Raw genomic sequence first — 18,017 nt, 5'->3', positions numbered from 1 at the left:
CGATTCGGTGCTGCAGTTCTGGCATTGGTCTGCCAATTTGAGCATCTTCCGGTAGACGCACCGTCGCCGTGCACGATTCTCCGATCCCATCCATGACCGCTCCAGCTTCCGGCGCCCTCAAGCGAACGCCGCTCCATGAGGTGCACGTCGCCCTCGGCGCCAAGATTGTCCCCTTCGCCGGCTACGAGATGCCGGTTCAGTACCCCACCGGCATCACCGTCGAGCACAAGGCCGTCCGCGAGGCGTGCGGGATGTTCGACGTGTCCCATATGGGTGAAGTGATCGTGCGCGGTCCCGACGCCATCCGGTTCGTGTCATCGGTGACCAGCAACGACGTGGCCGCACTTGGCATCGGGCAGGTGCAATACAGCACGCTGCTCCGGGCCGACGGCACGATCGTCGATGACCTTCTCGTCTATCGGTTCCCCGACCATCTCATGCTCGTGATCAATGCGAGCAACCGCGAGAAGGATCTCGCGCACCTCGAGGCACATCGTGCCGGCTTTGACTGCACGATGACCGATATCTCCGACGAGACGGCGCTTCTTGCCATCCAAGGCCCGGAGGCGCCGGCGATCGTCGCCGCACTCGCCAACGTGCCGCTCGACGGCATCAAGTACTACTGGTTCACCGAGGGCACGGTGGCCGGCGTCCCGTGCATCATCTCGCGCACCGGCTACACCGGCGAACTTGGATTCGAGCTGTATTTCGATCAGGCCGAGGCCACGAAGGTCTGGGCCGCGGTGATGGCCACCGGGAAGGTGACGCCGGCGGGACTAGGCTGCCGTGATTCACTCCGGCTTGAGGCCGGCATGTGTCTCTACGGCAACGAACTCGACGATCGTACCACGCCAATCGAGGCGGGGCTCACGTGGCTGGTGAGGCTGGGCAAAGCTGAGCCGTTCCTCGGCAAGGAGGTCCTCATCCGTCAGCACCAGGAGGGGACCGACCGCAAGCTGGTGGGTTTCACGTTTGATGAGCGTGCCATCCCCCGCCACGGCTATCCCGTGATTTACGGCGGGGTCAAGGTGGGCGAGGTCTGCAGTGGTACCATGAGCCCCACGCTCGGCATCCCCGTCGGCACCTGCTACCTGCCGTCGGCGGCGGCGGTTGAGGGGGCCACCTTTGTCGTGGAAATCCGCGGCAAGGACGTCCCGGCGCGTGTGGTGAAGCTGCCCTTCTACAAGCGACCGGGGAAGGCGTGAGTATGCGTGCGCGTCCGTCGGGACGACGCGGTGGCGTGGACGACAGCGCCGCCGGCGTGGTCGCCATCCTGATGACCGACGTCGAGCCGGCGGTGCGCCTCAACGCAGCGCTCGAGGCGCAGGGAGTGGAGACGGTCACGGTCTCGCCAATGGATGATGTGCGCGGCGATCTTCGCCGGGCGCGCCCTACCGTGCTGGTCCTCACCGGTGCGCTGCTCGATCCAGCCAATACCGCACTGGTGCGGCATCTCCTCTGGGACAATGTCGCGGTGATCGGTTTCACCGATGTGACCGATCCACTCATGCTCGAGCGGCTGCGGGACGTGGGCTACGCTGAAACGTGGCCGAAGCCCGTGGTGATCGACGACGTGGTCGACAGCATCCGCCGCCGCCTCGATCGACATCGGCTGGCCGAAGCGACCGGCCTTGTGGGCGAGAGTGCCGCCGTCCGTGAGGTCCTCGTCAAGGTGGAGCAGATCGCTCCCGTGACGAGCACGGTCTTGATCGAAGGTGAGAGCGGCACCGGGAAGGAGCTGGTTGCTCGCGCCGTACATCGCCTCAGTCCGCGCCGCGGCAAGCCGTTCATTGCCGTTAACGTCGGAGCGCTGCCGGAGACCCTGCTCGAAAGCGAACTGTTCGGGCATGAAAAGGGCGCGTTCACCGGCGCTGCTGAGCGACGTCTTGGGCGGTTCGAACTCGCCGACACCGGATCGCTGTTTCTCGACGAGATCGGGGAGATCCCGCCGAGCACGCAGGTCAAACTGCTGCGTGTGCTCGAAGAACGAGAGGTGACCCGTGTCGGTGGTGGCCAGGCGATCCCCGTAGATGTCCGGGTCGTAGCGGCCACGAATCGTCCCTTGCGGGAGCATGTCGAGGAGGGAGGATTCCGCGCCGACCTCTTCTACCGACTCAACGTGCTCAGCGTGTATCTGCCGCCGTTGCGCGAGCGTCGTGAAGACATTCCGCTGCTCGTGCGGCGGTTTGTCACCGAATTCTCTGCCATGCACGATCGCGAGTTCAACGGGATCAGCGGCGAGGCGCTCGATCTGCTTGTGGAGTATCCGTGGCCGGGCAATGTGCGTGAACTGCGCAATTTCGTGGAAAGCATGGTCGTGCTTGCGCACGGGCGTGAGATCGTGGCCGACGATATTCCCCGCGCGATTCGCGATGGGGGCGGGCGGCGGTTGCTTCCGGTGCACGTGGGGCCGATGGTGCAGGGGAGCGAGCGAGCGCAGGGGCGCGAACTCGAGTTCATCGTGCGGTCGCTTGTCGAGCTCAAGTTGCAGGTTGAGGAGCTCCGTCGCCGCATGGACGTCGAGGTCCCCCCGTCACCAGCTGCATGGGTGGGCGACGGGCGCCCGAGCGCTGGGGCGGTCGCGTCGGCGCCAGGTGCGGAGGTGTTGTCGAGCAAGGCGTACGGCATGGTGCGCGGGATCGAGCCGCGGGAACAGAGCCCGCCGGCCACAGTCATTACCCTGGGTCCGGGGATGACCATGGCGGAAATCGAGCGCGCGGCCATCCTGGGGGCCCTGCGCGACACCAGGGGGAATCGTCGCAAGGCGTCGGAACTGCTTGGCATTGGGGAACGCACGCTCTATCGGAAGCTTCGGGATTATGAGGGGGAGGGAGGGCTGGAGGGGCTGGAGGGGCTGGAGGGGGAGGTCAGCCTCGACCACACCTGAGGGGCTGGCGCTTACCTGCAAGGGAGCCATGACGTGGCGTCAACATTCGCGTGGTGCGAGGGCGCTCGCAGCTTGAGCTTGTCGAGCACGCGCTGCAGGGAAGCGGAGGGTGCAGAGCGTTCCCGCCGTCTCTCATGGAGGTATTCATGCAGGAGGTCAAAGGCGCGGTCGTGACCGTCTAATCTGATGAGCGATTCGCCGAGCCGGGATGCAAGCAGGTCGCTGGCGCAATACCGAGATGTCTGCTCAAAGTGTGTCATGGCGGTATCAATCAGCGTTTCGCTTGGCCGCCACTGATGGTCGAGCAGGCGTACGGCCAGGTCGAGCGCCATGGTGTACGCGATGGCGCGAACCGGGGCGATCTTGGGCAGATGTCTCTTGCACTGATCGAGGTGCCTGGCGGCCTCCACGCGATCCCCCAAGGTGACCGCTAGCAGGCAAAAGTGCCCGTGCACGTAGCGGTTTACCGCCTCGTCGTCGTTGTCGGATGCCAACGTGCGTAACTCATTGCTCCACCTGACCGCATCGGACGGTCGACCGGTCTCAATGGCGAGGTGTGCCAGTTGCCAAACGGGGTATTCCGCAAGGCGCGGCGCTTCAACCTCAAAGGCGAGCTCTCTGGCACGCACGAGTGCTTCGGAAGCGAGTGTATGCTTGCCAATCATGCGGAAGACATAGCCGGCACTGCCACATTGTACCACCAACGTCGTCGTCGGACGGGCCTCCCTGGCGCGTGCGACGATGTGGCGGGCGAGGCGCTCCGCGGCATCGACGGATCCAAAGACACTGTGATAGATCAATGCGAGCCCTTGGGTGCGCTCGCTCTCCAGGAGTTCCTGCTCGGAGAGGGCCAGCCCTCGGTAACAGGCATCGGCGATCTCGGGATCACAGGTGTTGGATGCGATCGTCAGGCCCGTGTGCGCCGCGTGGATTCGCTGCTCGATGCGGGCACTTTTGAGGCCGACGACGGATGCGGCAAATCGTGAGAGCGCACGGGGGTCCGCGAACGGCGCCGACCGATATGCGCAGGCAATAAACGCCAGCCGCTCGTCAAGAGCGCTCGTGCTGAGCGTCGTCGGATCTGCCGGCAAATCCATGCCGGCAGGAAGCATCGCCAGCGCTCTGCCTGACGCCCCATTCTGCGATTCAAGATGGACCTGCATGCGATGGAGGGTCCCATCGCGCTGTGTCGAGGGCACCGCCGCCTGCAACGTTCCAATCGAACGCAAGACCGCTGCCGGACGTCCACTCTCCAACAGCCCCGCCGCGTGCTCTCCGATGAAGCGGTACAATACGTCCGGACGGTCGCTGCGTTCCGTGTGCATCAGCGCCTCGAGCAGGATCGCCTTGTCCTCCGTGCACCGATACTCAGCCTCCAGCACACCGCCGATGGTCGTCCGTAATGCCGTCTCAACGAGCGGCGACATCTTCCGCATGGCGACCTGGCGCAACAGATCGTGCGTGATCACCAGCGCCGCATGGCTCGTGTCCAAGCAGCCGGATAGCTCGAGCAGCTCGAGGGCCTGCAGCAGTTCGTGCATCGGGAGTTCCAGGACCACCTTGATCCGATCGAGCGATGCGAACTTCCAGAGGAGGCCAATCGCCTGGAGGGTGTGCTGGGCCGTGGCATCGAGCCGATCGATGCGCTGCGCCAGTAGGGAGTGCAGCGTGGGCGGCACTCCACTTGCTGCTCCAGTCGCCAGCCAATGCTCCAGCAGCGCGCGCAGCATCAGCGGTGAGCCCTCGCACCCACTGGTGATCCACGACTCCACGGCGGCGGGCACTTCGGCCGAATGCTCCTCTGCGATCGCCTGCACCAGGTACTGGAGGTGCGGCAGCGGCAGCGGCGGCAGCCGTCGAATGCCGAGCGTCGTCGGCATGCGCCCTGGCCGCTCCTCGCGAACGGTCGCGAAGTGCGAGGTGAGCACCAGGCACACCCGCATTTCCTGCACCCGCTGGATGATGTCGGAGAGCACCTCCCACGACGCGTCGTCGATCCAGTGCGCGTCCTCCACGAGCAGAAAGATCGGGCGCTCGTCGCTCAGCGATGCCATCAGGTCCACCACGGCGTGGCGGATGGACTGTGGGCGGATCGTGCGCCTCGCCAGTGCGAGGCGCTCACTCGCCGTGAGCTCCTCCGTCTGGGCGTCGACGGCCGGCGAGACCACCGGCGAGACCGCCGCGGCTTGCTCGCCGTGAGCGGCCATCCCCAGAAGCTGTCGGATGACCGTGAGACTCTCCGGGGAACATCCGGCCGCTCCCGGCGCCGTCAGCAGCTCCGGCAGGGCCTCGAGCAGCGCGACCAGCGGTTGCTTTGCAATGCTCTCCCGGCACTCAAGTAGCACGTGCCGATTGCCGTCCAGCTGCGCAATGCGTGAAAGCTCCGTCACCACATGCGTCTTGCCGATGCCAGCAGGACCGTAAAGGAGCACCGCGCTGCCATCGCGCCACCGGGCACGTCGCATGGCCTGCGTCAGGTCGCTCATTTCCTGATCACGCCCGACGAAGTACCTGTCCGTCACCAGCGCGACCGAGCGCCGGCGTGGCACGGCCTCCGAGAAACGCTTGCGCAATAGAGTGGCCGGGAGCCTGATGTCCCCGGCGTTGGCCCCGAGTTCCGTGAGATATCGGTCGAGCACCGCAATCGCTTCCACTTTCGAACCGGTCACCGCAATGCACTCGGCCAGCGCCAGCGTAGCATCCTCGTTCAGCGCATCGATCTGCAGGATCCACTTCGCAATCATCTGTGCCCCGTTCCAGTCAGCCCGGTCACGGCGCTGCCGTAGCACGTCGACCAGTACCCGGCGCACATCGGCATGCACCTCCTCGCGCGTCTGCTCGAGCCAGTCCCCGAGCTGCGCCGTTGGGGGCAGGAACCCGGGGAGAAACACGCCGTATGGTTCGGCGCCATGCATGATGTCCTGCGCAAAACACTCCAACGACGGTTTCACGGCAAACCGAGGCTCTACCTGCAGGGGATCGAGATGCACCATGTCGCCGCGAATCGACGCGTCGATCCCCATGCCGCGCAACTTGTAGAGTGCCTGCCGCAGATTGCCGCGCTGGCGTACCGGCGAGAGATCAGGCCAGAGTTCGTCCAACAGCTCAGCACGCCGTACTGACATCCCGGAGCTGTACACGAGACGCACCATGAGCACGAAGAGCAGCGAGGTGTGCCGCCCAATCAGCTGCCCGCCGACGAGAATGCGTGCCGCGCCAAGCGTCTGTACGCGAATGGTCGGTCGGGCCCCTTCCGTCCCGGCGACCGACGGTATGCCACCGGCGGGCGCGGCGGCGGGCAGGCTACCGACGCGAGCCGTCACGTCGGTACTCCGGCGACGAGGCGAGACGATCGATGACACCAGGTGCCACTGGCGGGACATCGGAGAACCTCGGGACAAGCAGGGGCCACGCGCTACGCGAACGTGGAGCAACGTCTCGTGCTTGTGTCATTTTGCCGTCATTCCAAAAACATGGTGAGCAATCCGTCGCCACTGATCGCGCGACGGCGATCCGGATGCAAAACGGACCTCGTGCCCTCCGCGTGAGGGCCGAAAGCACAACGGCGCCCAATCGAGCGCCGTTGTGTGATACGGCGGGATGCGGACGGCCGCGATGTGGTGCCGTCCGCGGCGCGCGTCAGGGAAGCTCGATCAGCGATTCCGTGGGGATACCGTCGGCTTCCGCCTGGAAGTTCACCACGAGCCGGTGCCGCAGCACCGACTTCGCTACGCTCTTCACGTCGGCAATGTCGGGCATGGCGCGACCATCCATCGCCGCCCGCGCCTTCGCGCCGAGTACGAGATACTGCGACGCGCGCGGCCCAGCACCCCAGCTCACGTACTTCCTCACCTTGGCCGTGGCTTCAGGCGCATCCGGACGCGTGCTACGCACCAGAGAGACGGCGTACGAAACCAGACTCGGCGGTGCCGGCAGTCGGCGCACGAGCCGCTGCAATTGCAGCAGCTCCTCGCCGCCCAGCACTGGAGTGATCTTGCCCTGCGTGTCACCGGTGGTGGAGCGCACGATCTGCTCCTCCTCCTCACGGGTGGGATACCCGATGTTGAGCTCGAACATGAAGCGGTCGAGCTGCGCCTCCGGCAGCGGATACGTGCCTTCCTGCTCCACCGGGTTTTGCGTGGCGAGTACGAAGAAGGGACGCGGCAGCTCGTAGGTACGGCCAGCCACGGTGACCGTGCGCTCCTGCATGGCTTGCAGCAGCGCCGCCTGAGTCTTTGGCGGCGCGCGATTGATCTCGTCGGCGAGGACCATGTTGCCGAACACCGGGCCCGGCGCAAAGCGAAACGCGCGCTTGCCAGTGCCCGGCTCCTCTTCCATCAGCTCCGTGCCGGTGATGTCGCTCGGCATGAGGTCGGGCGTGAACTGCACCCGCGAGAAGGACAGATCGAGGGCCTGCGCGACGGTTTGCACGAGCAGGGTCTTGGCGAGGCCGGGGACACCGACGAGGACGGCGTGGCCGCCGGCGAGCAGCGCGGTGACGAGATCGTCGACCACGTGGGCCTGGCCCACGATGCGCTGGGCGATCTGCTGAGACAGCTGCGTGCGTGCCTCGGCGAGCCGCTCGAGTAACGCGAGATCGGTCGCGTCTGGCGACGTGACGTCGGGAGACGGAGTCACAAGGTGCGGTTGAAAGGTCTCACGGCTCCGTTGATCGGAGTCCGCACTCGACAGTCGACGCCCACGGAAGGTCGGCGCGTCGCTGCTGCAAACAGTAACGGACGCCGATGGGCGCCCGTTGTACTCACAGCCGGAACCACTGTCGAAAGGTACAGCGCGCCCTCAGCGGAGGGCGAATTCCACGCGTTGCCGAACGGGATGGGTCTCGCTGTGGAGTTGTGCCACGAGTACGTAGCGCCCTGGGGCGGGCGGCGTCCAGCGTTCGTCGTAGATGGTGGAGTCGTGCGCGCCGAGCAGGCGGTTCTGGATCCCCTGCGTGAAGAGACGGCCCTCGCTCCAACGCCACACCTCGCGGCCGTCGCTGGTGAGTACCGAGAAGTCGTGGGTGCGCCCGTCGGGGAACCGGAGCTCGACCCGCTTGGGGGAGTCGTTGGTTACCTCGATGGCAAATCGCACCGACCCGTTGGCCGTGTCGACCATGACGTGCGACGTGATGCCCTTGTCGGCCCCGGCTTTCGGTCGTGCGTTGGCCAACGGGCTCGGCGTGCGTGGACCGCACGCAAACACAAGCCCGGCTGCTGCCAACAGTGGAACCGCGATGCGCGAAAGCATCCGTGAACGGGGGCGAAATGTCGGGGAGCGATGCCGCGGGGCCGATACCCTGACCCTGCATGCAGTTGGACGACCAGGCATCACATTTCGGTACTCCGCTACATTATCTACGGCGCTCCGGACTGTCAAGCGCAAGTTTACAGCGGCCACGTCAGCTAAGTGCCCATCGTACCACGGTTTCGCTGGGTTGGCGTAGATGCCGGTATTTGTTCGGTTTCGGTCAGGATGATCGCTTGCGAAAAATTTCACAAGCGTCTAGGTTCCCCCCTCGAATGGCAGAATCCCCGGAAAAGCCGACGCGTGATTCCAAGCCACCGGCCGACGACGTGTCGCCGTGGGCCCTCGCCGGTCTGGGAACGCAGTTTTTCGCCTCCATCCTGCTTTTCGTCTGGGTCGGCAACTGGCTCGATCGCCGACTCGACTGCGCGCCGTTCTTCCTGTTGAGCGGTGTGCTGCTGGGTGGGGGAGGCAGCTTCTATCTGAGCTACCGGCAACTCACGGCGCCGCGTGGTTCGCACTCGCGGAACGACGACTCGACACCGAAATCATGACGGGGAACGCCATGCCGACGGGTTCGGTCGCTCAGCCGATGGGGATGGGTCGTGCAGTGCTCGGCTTCACGGCCGCGCAGGGCACGATCATCGTGGTTGCGATGTTGGTCATGCAACGGTTCGTCTGGACCGATGCGGCCGGCGCCGACGCGGTGCGTGCGAGTGCCTGGCTCGCGTTCATCGTGCAGAGTTTCACCTTCGTGATCGCGCGACTCGTTGCGCGGCAGCAGGTGATTGCGGGGTGGGGGCTTGGCGTGATCCTGCGCTTCGCGTCCGTTGCGTTCTGGGCATTGCTCGGTATCAAGGCGCTCGGGCTTGTGTCCGGCCCCGCGCTGATCTCGCTGGTGCTGTTCTACTTCGTCTCGACGCTCGTCGAGCCGCTCTTCCTGAACTGATACTCCCGGATGCAGCAGATGCTCCGTTCGTTGTCACGTGTCGTTTGTGCCGCCCTCCTCGCCACGGCCACCGTTGCCGTGGCGCCGCTCACGGTGAGCGCGCAGGAGCATGGGGCCACCGAGCATGCCGCCGCTCCCGCGTCGGAGAAGCCGGTGGACTTCATCACGCCCCACATCACCGATAGCCGTCACCTCGAAATCCCGGCGCTCAACTCGCACCTCGCCGCCGAGATCGAGCTGCCGCATTTTGCCCCGGTCAACATCGGTGGCATCGCGGTCGACCTCTCGCCGACCAAGCACGTGGTGTTCATGATGCTCGCGGCGCTGATCGTCGCGGTGGTGCTCATCACCGCGGGCAATGCGTCGAAGAAGCAGCACGCCGCCACGGGGCGCTCGTCGGGCTTTGCGGGCGCGATCGAGGCCACGGCGTTGTACCTCCGCAATGAGGTGGTGCTGCCGAATGTTGGGCACCACGGCGAAGGCTTCGTCCCGTTCGCGCTCACGCTCTTCTTCTTCATCCTCGTCTGCAACCTCCTCGGCATGTTGCCGTGGGGCGCCACGGCCACCGGCAACGTGTCGGTGACGGCGATGCTCGCCATCATCACCGCCGTGGTGGTGGAGATCTCGGGGATCCGTGCCAATGGGCTCGGCTACCTCAACACGATCTTCTACTGGAACAAGGATCTCCCCTTCGTCATGCGTATCGTGATGTTCTTCGTCATGACGCCGGTCGAAATCGTGGGCAAGATCTCGAAGCCCTTCGCCCTCACGATCCGTCTGTTCGCCAACATGACGGCCGGACACATCGTGCTGCTCGCGCTGATCGGCCTCATCTTCGCATTCAAGAACTGGCTGATCACCCCGGTGCCGGTGCTGATGGCCACGGCGATCAGCATGCTCGAACTGTTCGTGGCGTTCCTGCAGGCATTCATCTTCACACTGCTGGCGTCGGTGTTCATCGGGCAGATCCGGGAAGCGCACCACTAGGCGTCGAACGGTCCCGGCCCCACTCCCGGGCCGCGGATCGTGTAGTCGGTCGAGCGACCGGCGATACCCGTTGAGCCATCGCGCTCGGTGACGGGCATGCGGACCTGAGCGTCCGTCGGGAGCGCAGTACACACACGACTTTTTCAGACGGAGTTGTACGATGGAAATCATGGGTCTCCTCCAGGCCGCTGCGCCGGTCGTTCAGGATCCGAAGGGCCTCGCGATGATCGGTGCCGGCCTCGCGGCCGGCGGTGCGGTGATCGGTGCCGGCATGGGCATCGGCCGCATCGGTGGCTCGGCCGTGGAAGGCATGGCGCGTCAGCCGGAAGCCGCTGGTCGTATCCAGACGGCCGCCCTGATCCTGGCCGCCCTCATCGAAGGCGCCGCGCTGTTCGGCGTCGTGATCGGCTTCCAGATCCAGGGCAAGATCACGTTCTGATGTGTCCGCGTGCGGGGCGTCCACGTGGGCGCCCCGCCGCACTTTCTCTCTTTGTGGACTCTTCCATGTTCGCTCTTTTCGCCCGCCGCGCCGGCGTGCTCGCTGCCGCCCTGATGCTCTCCGCCACGCCCGCGCTGGCGTCCGACGCCGCTGAAGGCGCGCCGGTGGACCTCCTCGCGCCCTCCACGGGTGTGATGGCGTGGACGCTGATCATCTTTGTGCTGCTGCTGTTCGTGCTCTCGAAGTTCGCCTTCAAGCCGCTTTTCGCCGCCGTCGAGGCGCGTGAGCAGGCACTGACCGACGCGATCGAGGGGGCCAAGCGTGATCGCGCCGAGACCGAGGCCGCGCTCGCGCAGCAGCGCGCGCAGCTCGAGGCCTCGCGCGCCGAGGCGCAGCAGATCATCGCCGAGAGCCGCGCGACCGCCGAGAAGATGCGCAGCGATCTGTTGACGCAGACCAAGCAGCAGCAGGAAGAGATGATCGAGCAGGCGCGTCGCTCCATCGAAGGCGAAAAGGCCGCGGCCATCGCCGACCTGCGCCGCGAAGCGGTCGATCTTGCGATCGCCGGCGCCTCGCGCGTCATCGAGCAGAATCTCGACTCGGCCGGCAACCGGCAGATCGTCGAGAGCTTCCTTTCATCGCTCGACGGCAAGGCGGCTCGCTGATGTCCGCCGGCGTGCAGGGCGAATCGGTCGCCCGTAACTACGCCGAGGCGCTGCTCACCCTCGCCCGCAAGGCCGACGACGCCGCGGGCTGGGGTGACATGCTGCGTCAGCTGGCCAATGCCATTCGCACGGATGTGACGCTGCAGCGCTTCCTCGAGTCCCCGCGCATTGCGGCTGAGGCCAAGTCGGAGGTGCTCTCCAAGGCACTCGGCGATCGTGTGCCGCGCCTCTTCCTGCGCTTCCTCCAGCAGCTCGTCAAGAACCGCCGGCAGGATCTTGTCCCGACGATCGCCGACGAGTACGACACGCTGCTCGATGCCTCCGAAGGGATTGTGCACGCCAAGGTCACCGTGGCGCGCGTGGCGGGTGATGACGAAACGGCGATGATTGCCGAGCGCCTGTCGAAGGTGGTGGGCAAGAAGGTCGTGCCCCATCTGTCGGTCGACGCGGCGATCCTGGGTGGCATCGTGGTGCGTATCGGGGATACCGTGATGGACGGCTCGGTGCGTCGCAGGCTCGCGAAACTCCGGCGCCGTATGGGGACCGGCCGCGCCTGAGCCACGGCCGCCGGCGTTGTTCCACGTGACACCAACCGCGGGGAGTGCTTCACCAGGACGGTGGCGCACTCCCCGCGGTGCGTCGCCCATCCTGCGGGATGGCTGTTGACGGTGCAGTTACGGCCCCCGGGGGTGTATCGTCATGCGATGCCGCCCGGTTCGGTCCATTCGGACACGCGGAGAGTTCCACCACGCTGCAGTCACGTTTGGCGATCCCCACCTCCCCCTGATCCCGCTGTGCCGATGGGCACGGGCCCGCAATGAGGAGATGCAGATGAGCGGCCGCATCGAAGTCCGGCATGTCCCCAAGCCCTGGGGGCACGAAACGATCTGGGCGCACACCGACCGGTACGTGGGCAAGATTCTCCACATCAAGGCGGGGCAGGCGCTGTCGGTGCAGTATCACGAGCGCAAGGACGAAACGGTCTACCTGCTCAGCGGCGACATGAAGTACTGGGTGCAGCTGCCGGGCGATACGGAGCTGCGCGATCAGGCCCTCTCGGCGGGGCAGTCCTTCCGCATTACGCCGGGAACGATCCACTATATGGAAGCGGTCACGGACTGCGATGTACTCGAGGCGAGTACGCCCGAACTCGATGATGTCGTGCGGATCAAGGATCGCTACGGTCGGGAAGGCACCAACGCGCCCTGAAGCGCGAGCGGGCCCTGTGCCGATCAGATCTCGCGTTTCCAACGGCGGTACCCTTCCCACGCGGTGCCGCCGTTCTGCATTTTGCGGAGGTCCGACCACACGCATGACCCAGTACTCACTCACCCGGTACTCGTTATGAAGGTCATTATCCCGCTGGCCGGCAAAGGCACCCGACTGCGTCCGCATACGCACGTGGTGCCCAAGCCGATGCTGAAGGTTGCCGGCCGCCCGGTCATGAGTTACGTGATGGACGATGTGCGCAAGCTCGGCAATGTCGATCAGGTCGTGTACATCACCGGCCATCTCAAGGAGAAAGTCGAGGCCTTTGCGCGCACGGCGTACGACCTGCCGAGCGTGTTCATCGAACAGGATGTGCAGGACGGCACCGCGGGAGCCGTTGCGCGCGCGAAAGACTACATCGACGCGCCCGTTCTCATCATCTTCGTCGATACGATCTTTGATGCTGATCTGGGCATCATCAAGGACAGTCAGGATGATGGCATCATCTGGACGAAGGACGTCGAGGACTACCAGCGGTTCGGTGTCGTCGTGACCGACGGGAACGGGCACATGACGCGCATCGTGGAAAAGCCGACGGAGCCCATCTCGACGCGTGCCAACATCGGGCTCTATTACATTCGGAACTGGCAGCTGCTCCTCGAGGGCATCGCGCACGTGCTGACCACCCAGCCCCACAAGGGCGAGTGGTATCTCACCGATGCGTTCCAGTACATGATCGACAAGGGTGCGAAGCTCAAAGTGGTCGATGTGGAAGGCTGGTACGATGCGGGGCAGCTCTCCACGCTGCTCGACACGAATCGGGTGATGCTCGAGAAGGGGCGCGCACGCGTGCCGGCGTCCCTTGGCGACGGGGCCACCGTCATCGACCCGGTCTACATCGAGGACGGATGCGTGATCGAGCATGCAACCGTGGGGCCCAATGTGTCACTTGGCGCCGGCAGCACGGTGCGCAACGCCACCGTGCGCGATACGATCGCTGGGCTGCAGGTGACCATCAGAAACGCCTCGCTGCATGATGCCTTTCTCGGCGATCACGTGAGGGTCCAGGGTGTTTCCGGCAGTATGAGCATTGGCGATCACTCCGAAATTCGAGGGGAAGGATGAGCGACCTATCACGCCGCGAGCTTCTCGGAGGTGCCGCTGCGGCCGCGGCCGCGGCTCTGACGGCCACTCCGGCCAAGCTGTTGGCGAGCACATCGGACTGGCGCGTGGATCTCATGGCGCCAACGGCGGCCAGCAACGGGACCATGCTCGGTGTGCCGTTCGAGAAGCATCAGACGGTCCGGGTCGCCATCGTTGGCACCGGGCTGCGCGGACGGAGTGTGCTGGGCGAACTGCTCGCCATCGAGGGCGTGGAGATCACCGCCGTCGCTGATATCGCACCGGAGAAGGCGCAAAAGGCCGTCGATATGTGCACCAAGGCAGGCCGCAAGGCCCCGGCCGTGTTTACACAGGGGGAGCGCGATTTCGAGCGCCTCGTGCAGCGTGAGGACATCGATTTCGTGTACACGGCCACTCCGTGGCCGTGGCACACCCCGGTGATGATGGCGGCCATGCAGGCGGGTAAACACTGCGGCAGCGAAGTCCCTATCGCGCTGACAGTGGAGCAGGCGTGGGCGCTGGTGGACACGTCGGAGAAGACGAAGCGCCACTGTCTCATGATGGAGAACTGCTGCTATGGCGAGAGCGAACTCACCGTACTGCGCATGGTGCGCGACGGAGTGTTCGGCACGCTGCTGCACGCCGAGGCCGCCTACAATCACGACCTTCGCGAGATCCTCTTCGAAAACCGTGACGAGGGGCTCTGGCGGCGGTTTCCGCACACGACGAACGACACGAACCTCTATCCCACGCACGGACTGGGACCGGTGGCGCAGTATCTCGGGATCCATCGCGGCGACCGGTTCGAGTACGTCGTCAGCATGTCGTCTCCGGAGGCCGGGCTCACCGAGTGGCGCGCGCAGCACGAGCCCAAGGACAGCGCCAAGTGGAGTGAGCGCTACAAGGCGGGTGACGTCAATACGTCGCTCATCAAGACGGCCAAGGGTCGTACGATCCTGCTGCAGCACAACGTGACGAGCCCTCGCCCGTATTCGCGACTCAACAACCTCCAGGGCTCCAAGGCGGCGTTCAACGACTATCCGCCGCGCCTGTATATCGACGGCCAAGCCGGCGGTCATCGGTGGACGCCGTTCGCCGACTTCAAGGACAAGTACCAGCATCCGCTCTGGAAGGCGGTCGGTGATCTCGCGCGCAAGAACGGCGGCCACGGTGGCATGGACTTCGTAATGGCCTACCGCCTGGTGCAGTGCATGCGCGAGGGATTGGCGCCGGATTTCGACGTGTATGACGCGGCGGCGTGGAGTGTCCCCTATGCGTTGTGCGAGCAGTCGATCCGCAAGGGTAGCGCGCCGGTCAAATTCCCTGACTTCACGCGCGGCGCGTGGCGCAGCAGTACGGCGCCGCAGGGGCCCGCGGTGACCGCTGGCTGAGTGACCACTCGTGTCCCTTCACGCCTGATCTCATGATTCGCACGGCCGTCATCATGGCCCGCGGTTTGGGCACGCGCATGCGGCGTGCCGAGGCCGGTGCCACGCTCGATGCCACGCAGGCGGCCGCTGCCGAGACGGGAGTGAAGGGCATGATCCCGATCAGGCGCCCCTTCCTCGAGTACGTGGTCTCGGCGCTCGCCGACGCCGGCATCGAGGAGGTCGTGCTGGTGATCGGTCCCGAGCACGAGGCGATGCGGCAGCACTTCATGCACGAGGCACCGCCGCAGCGGGTGCGCCTTCGCTTTGCCGTGCAAGAGGAACCGCTCGGTACTGCCAACGCCGTCACCGCCGCCGCCGATGTGGTGGGTGAGGTCCCCTTCCTCGTGCTCAACGCCGACAACTACTACCCGGTGGAGGCGTACCGCCTGCTGGCAGCCGAGGGCTGCGCCGGAACGGTGGCCTTCGACCGGGACGCACTGGTTACGGGTGGCAACGTGGACCCCGAGCGGGTGCGCGCGTTTGCCGTGCTCGACGTGGGGAGCGATGACATGTTGCGTGGTGTCATTGAGAAGCCGGGCGATACACTGGATCTGGCCAGCGATGCCGCGCGTTGGGTCGGCATGAATCTGTGGGCGATCACGCCAGCGGTGGTACGTGCGTGCCGGCGTGTGGCCAAGTCGCCGCGTGGGGAGTACGAACTCCCTGAAGCGGTCGCGCTGGCGCTCCTGGAGGGTATCCCCGTTCGCGCCATCCGACTGGCGGCGCCGGTGCTCGACCTGTCGCGTCGCTCCGACATTTCGACGGTGGCCGAGCACCTGGGAGATATGGAGCCGCGGCCCTGACGTGAACGATCTGCTCGTACGACGGCCGTTCGACAACGCCCAGTTCCCACCGATGGTAGCCGACGCGTATCGCAGCTTGCTGCGGGATGCGCATGAGGCGCTTGATGAGGCGGAGGTCCCCGCGCTGGGGCGGCGCGCCTGGATCGTGCCAGGGCGCATCGAAGTGCTGGGAAAGCACGTGGACTACGCCGGTGGTCGCTCGCTGCTGTGTACCGTGGAGCGCGGCATCGTGATCGTGGCACGTCCGCGCGACGATCGGCACGTGGTGCTGCGTGACGCGCGTCGGCGCGAAGCGCTGTCTCTGGCGCTCGACACTGCGGCGAAGGGGTCGATGCCCTGGGCCATCTATCCGCGCACGGTCATCAATCGGCTCGTGCGCAATTTCGGATCCGCGGTCGGCGGCGCCGATTTTTCGCTGGCCAGCAACCTGCCACCGGCGGCAGGCGTATCGAGTTCGAGTGCGCTCACGGTGGGACTCACGCTCGCCTTCGCCGCGCTGTATGACCTGCCGTCCCATCCGCTCTGGCAGGAGGCGCTCACAGATCGCCCTGCGCTCGCAGGCTACGTGGGAGCGATCGAGAACGGCAAGGACTACGGCGTGTTGTCCGGCGAGAAGGGCGTGGGCACCATGGGCGGCGCGCAGGACCAAACAGCCATCCTCTGCAGCGAGCGCCAGCGCCTCGACGTGTTCTCGTGGGCGCCGGTCACCTTCGAGCAGTCGGTCGCCTGGCCCGCCACCCACACGTTCGTGGTTGCGGTTAGCGGCGTGGTCGCTGCCAAGACGGGTGCCGCGAAGGAGCGCTACAATCGCGCCGCGCGCACCGCGCACCGGCTGGTTGATGCGTGGAACGCGAGCGGGGGGCCACAGGTGCGCACGCTGCGTGATGCGTTCTTCGCCGCTGCCGGTGCGTCGGTGATCGACGAGATCCCGCCGGCGCTGGTCACCGTGGCCGAACACGCTGCGAACGCCGAGTTCACGGCCAATCATCTCGTGGGACGTCTCGGGCAGTTTTTCGACGAAACGTTCGTGATCGTGCCGCAGGCCGCGGTTGCCCTTGAGCGGGGCGACCTCACGGCGTTCGGGCGGCTCGTCGATCTCTCGCAGGCGGGTGCCGAGCGTGCGCTCGAGAACCAGATTGCCGAAACGGTGCACCTGCAGCGCTACGCGCGTGACCTCGGTGCCACGGCGGCCAGTGCCTTTGGTGCGGGCTTCGGTGGTGCCGTGTGGGCGATGATCCCCAAAGCCGAGGCCGAGCGCTTCGCGGGGCGCTGGCGTGACCGGTACGTCCGCGCGCACCACAGCGCCGCACACCGATCGCTGTTCTTCACCACCGACCCGAGCCCACCGGCCTTCGAGCTGCTCGAGGGGTAGGGCGGGGGCGGTCAATGTCCGCGAGTGCGATCACGGCGTCCGCGGCATCATGGAACCGCCCTGCTCGCGGGCGAAGGCCGCGTGGGCGCCTGCTGTTGCCGCTCCAAGCGCTGCCTCGATCGTCAGGCGGCGAGCAGTGCGTGGCTCAGCAGCATCGCGAGCCGGTGGCCTTGTAGCGGGCCGTGAGTCGCTCGCGCTCGAAGGTGCGCAGGTCCATCGGGGTGCACCCGGGGTACTCGCGCCGCATGTGGGCGAGATAGGTCTCGTAGTCAGGCACGCCGATCATCCGGCGCACCACCGCGGCAACGCGTCGGACGGCGGCCAGCCAGCGCGCGCTCCGGGGCGCAGCCGGCGGGTCTCGACGCTCTTCTGTGTGCGCGGATTGCGTCATGGCGTGACGGAATGGGGCGGTGGGGATACGAAGCCGTGATACCGCGGAGCGCGGGCTTGGGGGAATGAGTGGGGCCATACCGCGCCAACCATTGCAGGCTCCCCGCATGCACGAAAGATCGCCTGTGGCATCGTTGTGCGCGAGCGCGCATCGCCCCCCCACACCGCAGAACGGGTGCCAACCAAGCCGGTCGACACCCGTTCGCCATGGCGGTACCCGGGGTGGTCAGATCCCCGAGAGCTGCGTGCGGACGAAGGGCGATTCGCTGCTCACCGCGGCCTTCTTTCCGCTGGTGATGCTCACCCACTCCTTGATCGACGCGCCGAGAATCACCACCACCGAGACGAGAAAGAAGGCGGCCACGCCAGCGTCGAGCTGATCGTTGAAGATCATCCGCTGTGCCGCATCCAGGCTCTTGATGTTGGCGGGCAGCGTGCCGGCGGCGATCTGCGTCTTGAGCAACGCCGCGTGCGAGAGGAAGCCCAGTTTGGGATCGGCGGAGAAGATCTTGGTGAG

The 18,017-nt window shown here is 65.8% G+C and carries 17 protein-coding genes and 1 pseudogene; 13 read left to right on the top strand and 5 right to left on the bottom strand.

Translation table 11 applies throughout. The annotated features are described in order from the left end of the window. Positions 1-92: 92 nt before the first annotated feature. Both gcvT and ACIQ51_RS06125 read left to right on the top strand, forming a co-directional pair. Positions 93-1,205, top strand: a complete 1,113-nt coding sequence (gene gcvT / locus ACIQ51_RS06130; protein WP_396204137.1) for a glycine cleavage system aminomethyltransferase GcvT — start codon at positions 93-95, stop codon at positions 1,203-1,205. 2 nt (positions 1,206-1,207) lie between these two features. Further along, the gene (locus ACIQ51_RS06125) at positions 1,208-2,887 is read left to right on the top strand and encodes a sigma-54 interaction domain-containing protein (RefSeq protein WP_396204136.1); all 1,680 of its coding nucleotides are present in this window, start codon (positions 1,208-1,210) and stop codon (positions 2,885-2,887) included. 11 nt (positions 2,888-2,898) lie between these two features. On the opposite strand, the gene ACIQ51_RS06120 is transcribed toward ACIQ51_RS06125, so the two are convergent. The 3 genes from ACIQ51_RS06120 to ACIQ51_RS06110 form a co-directional block, all read right to left on the bottom strand. After that, a complete protein-coding gene (locus ACIQ51_RS06120; protein WP_396204135.1) occupies positions 2,899-6,210 on the bottom strand; it encodes an AAA family ATPase in 3,312 nt (1,103 codons plus the stop codon). 316 nt (positions 6,211-6,526) lie between these two features. Then, positions 6,527-7,525, bottom strand: a complete 999-nt coding sequence (locus tag ACIQ51_RS06115) for an AAA family ATPase (protein ID WP_396204134.1) — start codon at positions 7,523-7,525, stop codon at positions 6,527-6,529. A 162-nt stretch (positions 7,526-7,687) separates the two neighbouring features. Further along, a complete protein-coding gene (locus tag ACIQ51_RS06110) occupies positions 7,688-8,059 on the bottom strand; it encodes a BsuPI-related putative proteinase inhibitor (protein WP_396204133.1) in 372 nt (123 codons plus the stop codon). A gap of 350 nt (positions 8,060-8,409) precedes the next feature. Between ACIQ51_RS06110 and ACIQ51_RS06105 the strand changes: the two genes are divergently transcribed. From ACIQ51_RS06105 to ACIQ51_RS06055, 11 genes are all read left to right on the top strand, one after another. Beyond that, positions 8,410-8,688, top strand: a complete 279-nt coding sequence (locus ACIQ51_RS06105; protein ID WP_396204132.1) for an AtpZ/AtpI family protein — start codon at positions 8,410-8,412, stop codon at positions 8,686-8,688. Between the two features lie 11 nt (positions 8,689-8,699). Continuing rightward, entirely contained in the window at positions 8,700-9,083 is a 384-nt protein-coding gene (locus ACIQ51_RS06100; RefSeq protein WP_396204131.1) for a hypothetical protein, read from the top strand. An 18-nt stretch (positions 9,084-9,101) separates the two neighbouring features. Further along, positions 9,102-10,070, top strand: coding sequence for a F0F1 ATP synthase subunit A (atpB, locus tag ACIQ51_RS06095; protein ID WP_396204130.1), 969 nt, complete (start codon positions 9,102-9,104; stop codon positions 10,068-10,070). A gap of 169 nt (positions 10,071-10,239) precedes the next feature. Further along, positions 10,240-10,509, top strand: a complete 270-nt coding sequence (gene atpE / locus ACIQ51_RS06090; protein WP_396204171.1) for an ATP synthase F0 subunit C — start codon at positions 10,240-10,242, stop codon at positions 10,507-10,509. 65 nt (positions 10,510-10,574) lie between these two features. Beyond that, positions 10,575-11,174 (top strand): F0F1 ATP synthase subunit B, encoded by a 600-nt coding sequence (gene atpF, locus ACIQ51_RS06085; RefSeq protein WP_396204129.1) that lies wholly within the window; start codon positions 10,575-10,577, stop codon positions 11,172-11,174. Beyond that, complete coding sequence (gene atpH, locus ACIQ51_RS06080) at positions 11,174-11,731, top strand: ATP synthase F1 subunit delta (RefSeq protein ID WP_396204128.1); 558 nt, start codon at positions 11,174-11,176, stop codon at positions 11,729-11,731. The genes atpF and atpH overlap by 1 nt, the downstream gene beginning before the upstream one ends. 274 nt (positions 11,732-12,005) lie before the next feature. After that, on the top strand, positions 12,006-12,383 hold the full coding sequence (locus ACIQ51_RS06075) for a cupin domain-containing protein (RefSeq protein WP_396204127.1): 378 nt from the start codon (positions 12,006-12,008) through the stop codon (positions 12,381-12,383). Positions 12,384-12,518: 135 nt separating this feature from the next. Then, positions 12,519-13,508 (top strand): sugar phosphate nucleotidyltransferase, encoded by a 990-nt coding sequence (locus tag ACIQ51_RS06070; protein ID WP_396204126.1) that lies wholly within the window; start codon positions 12,519-12,521, stop codon positions 13,506-13,508. Continuing rightward, positions 13,505-14,896, top strand: a complete 1,392-nt coding sequence (locus ACIQ51_RS06065; RefSeq protein ID WP_396204125.1) for a Gfo/Idh/MocA family protein — start codon at positions 13,505-13,507, stop codon at positions 14,894-14,896. The genes ACIQ51_RS06070 and ACIQ51_RS06065 overlap by 4 nt, the downstream gene beginning before the upstream one ends. A 32-nt stretch (positions 14,897-14,928) precedes the next feature. Next, positions 14,929-15,738, top strand: coding sequence for a nucleotidyltransferase family protein (locus tag ACIQ51_RS06060; RefSeq protein WP_396204124.1), 810 nt, complete (start codon positions 14,929-14,931; stop codon positions 15,736-15,738). 1 nt (position 15,739) lies between these two features. Continuing rightward, positions 15,740-17,110, top strand: a complete 1,371-nt coding sequence (locus ACIQ51_RS06055) for a galactokinase family protein (protein WP_396204123.1) — start codon at positions 15,740-15,742, stop codon at positions 17,108-17,110. Positions 17,111-17,255: 145 nt separating this feature from the next. Here the strand turns inward: ACIQ51_RS06055 and ACIQ51_RS06050 are convergent, their stop codons facing one another. Continuing rightward, entirely contained in the window at positions 17,256-17,501 is a 246-nt protein-coding gene (locus ACIQ51_RS06050; protein WP_396204122.1) for a YbdD/YjiX family protein, read from the bottom strand. A gap of 225 nt (positions 17,502-17,726) precedes the next feature. Further along, positions 17,727-18,017: pseudogene (locus tag ACIQ51_RS06045) on the bottom strand (carbon starvation protein A); the annotation flags it as partial.

Origin of the sequence: Gemmatimonas sp. (genome assembly GCF_044344655.1) — a bacterium.
GTDB lineage: Bacteria > Gemmatimonadota > Gemmatimonadetes > Gemmatimonadales > Gemmatimonadaceae > Gemmatimonas.
Note: the sequence above shows the minus strand (reverse complement) of the source record. Positions and strands in the feature narration are given on the sequence as shown.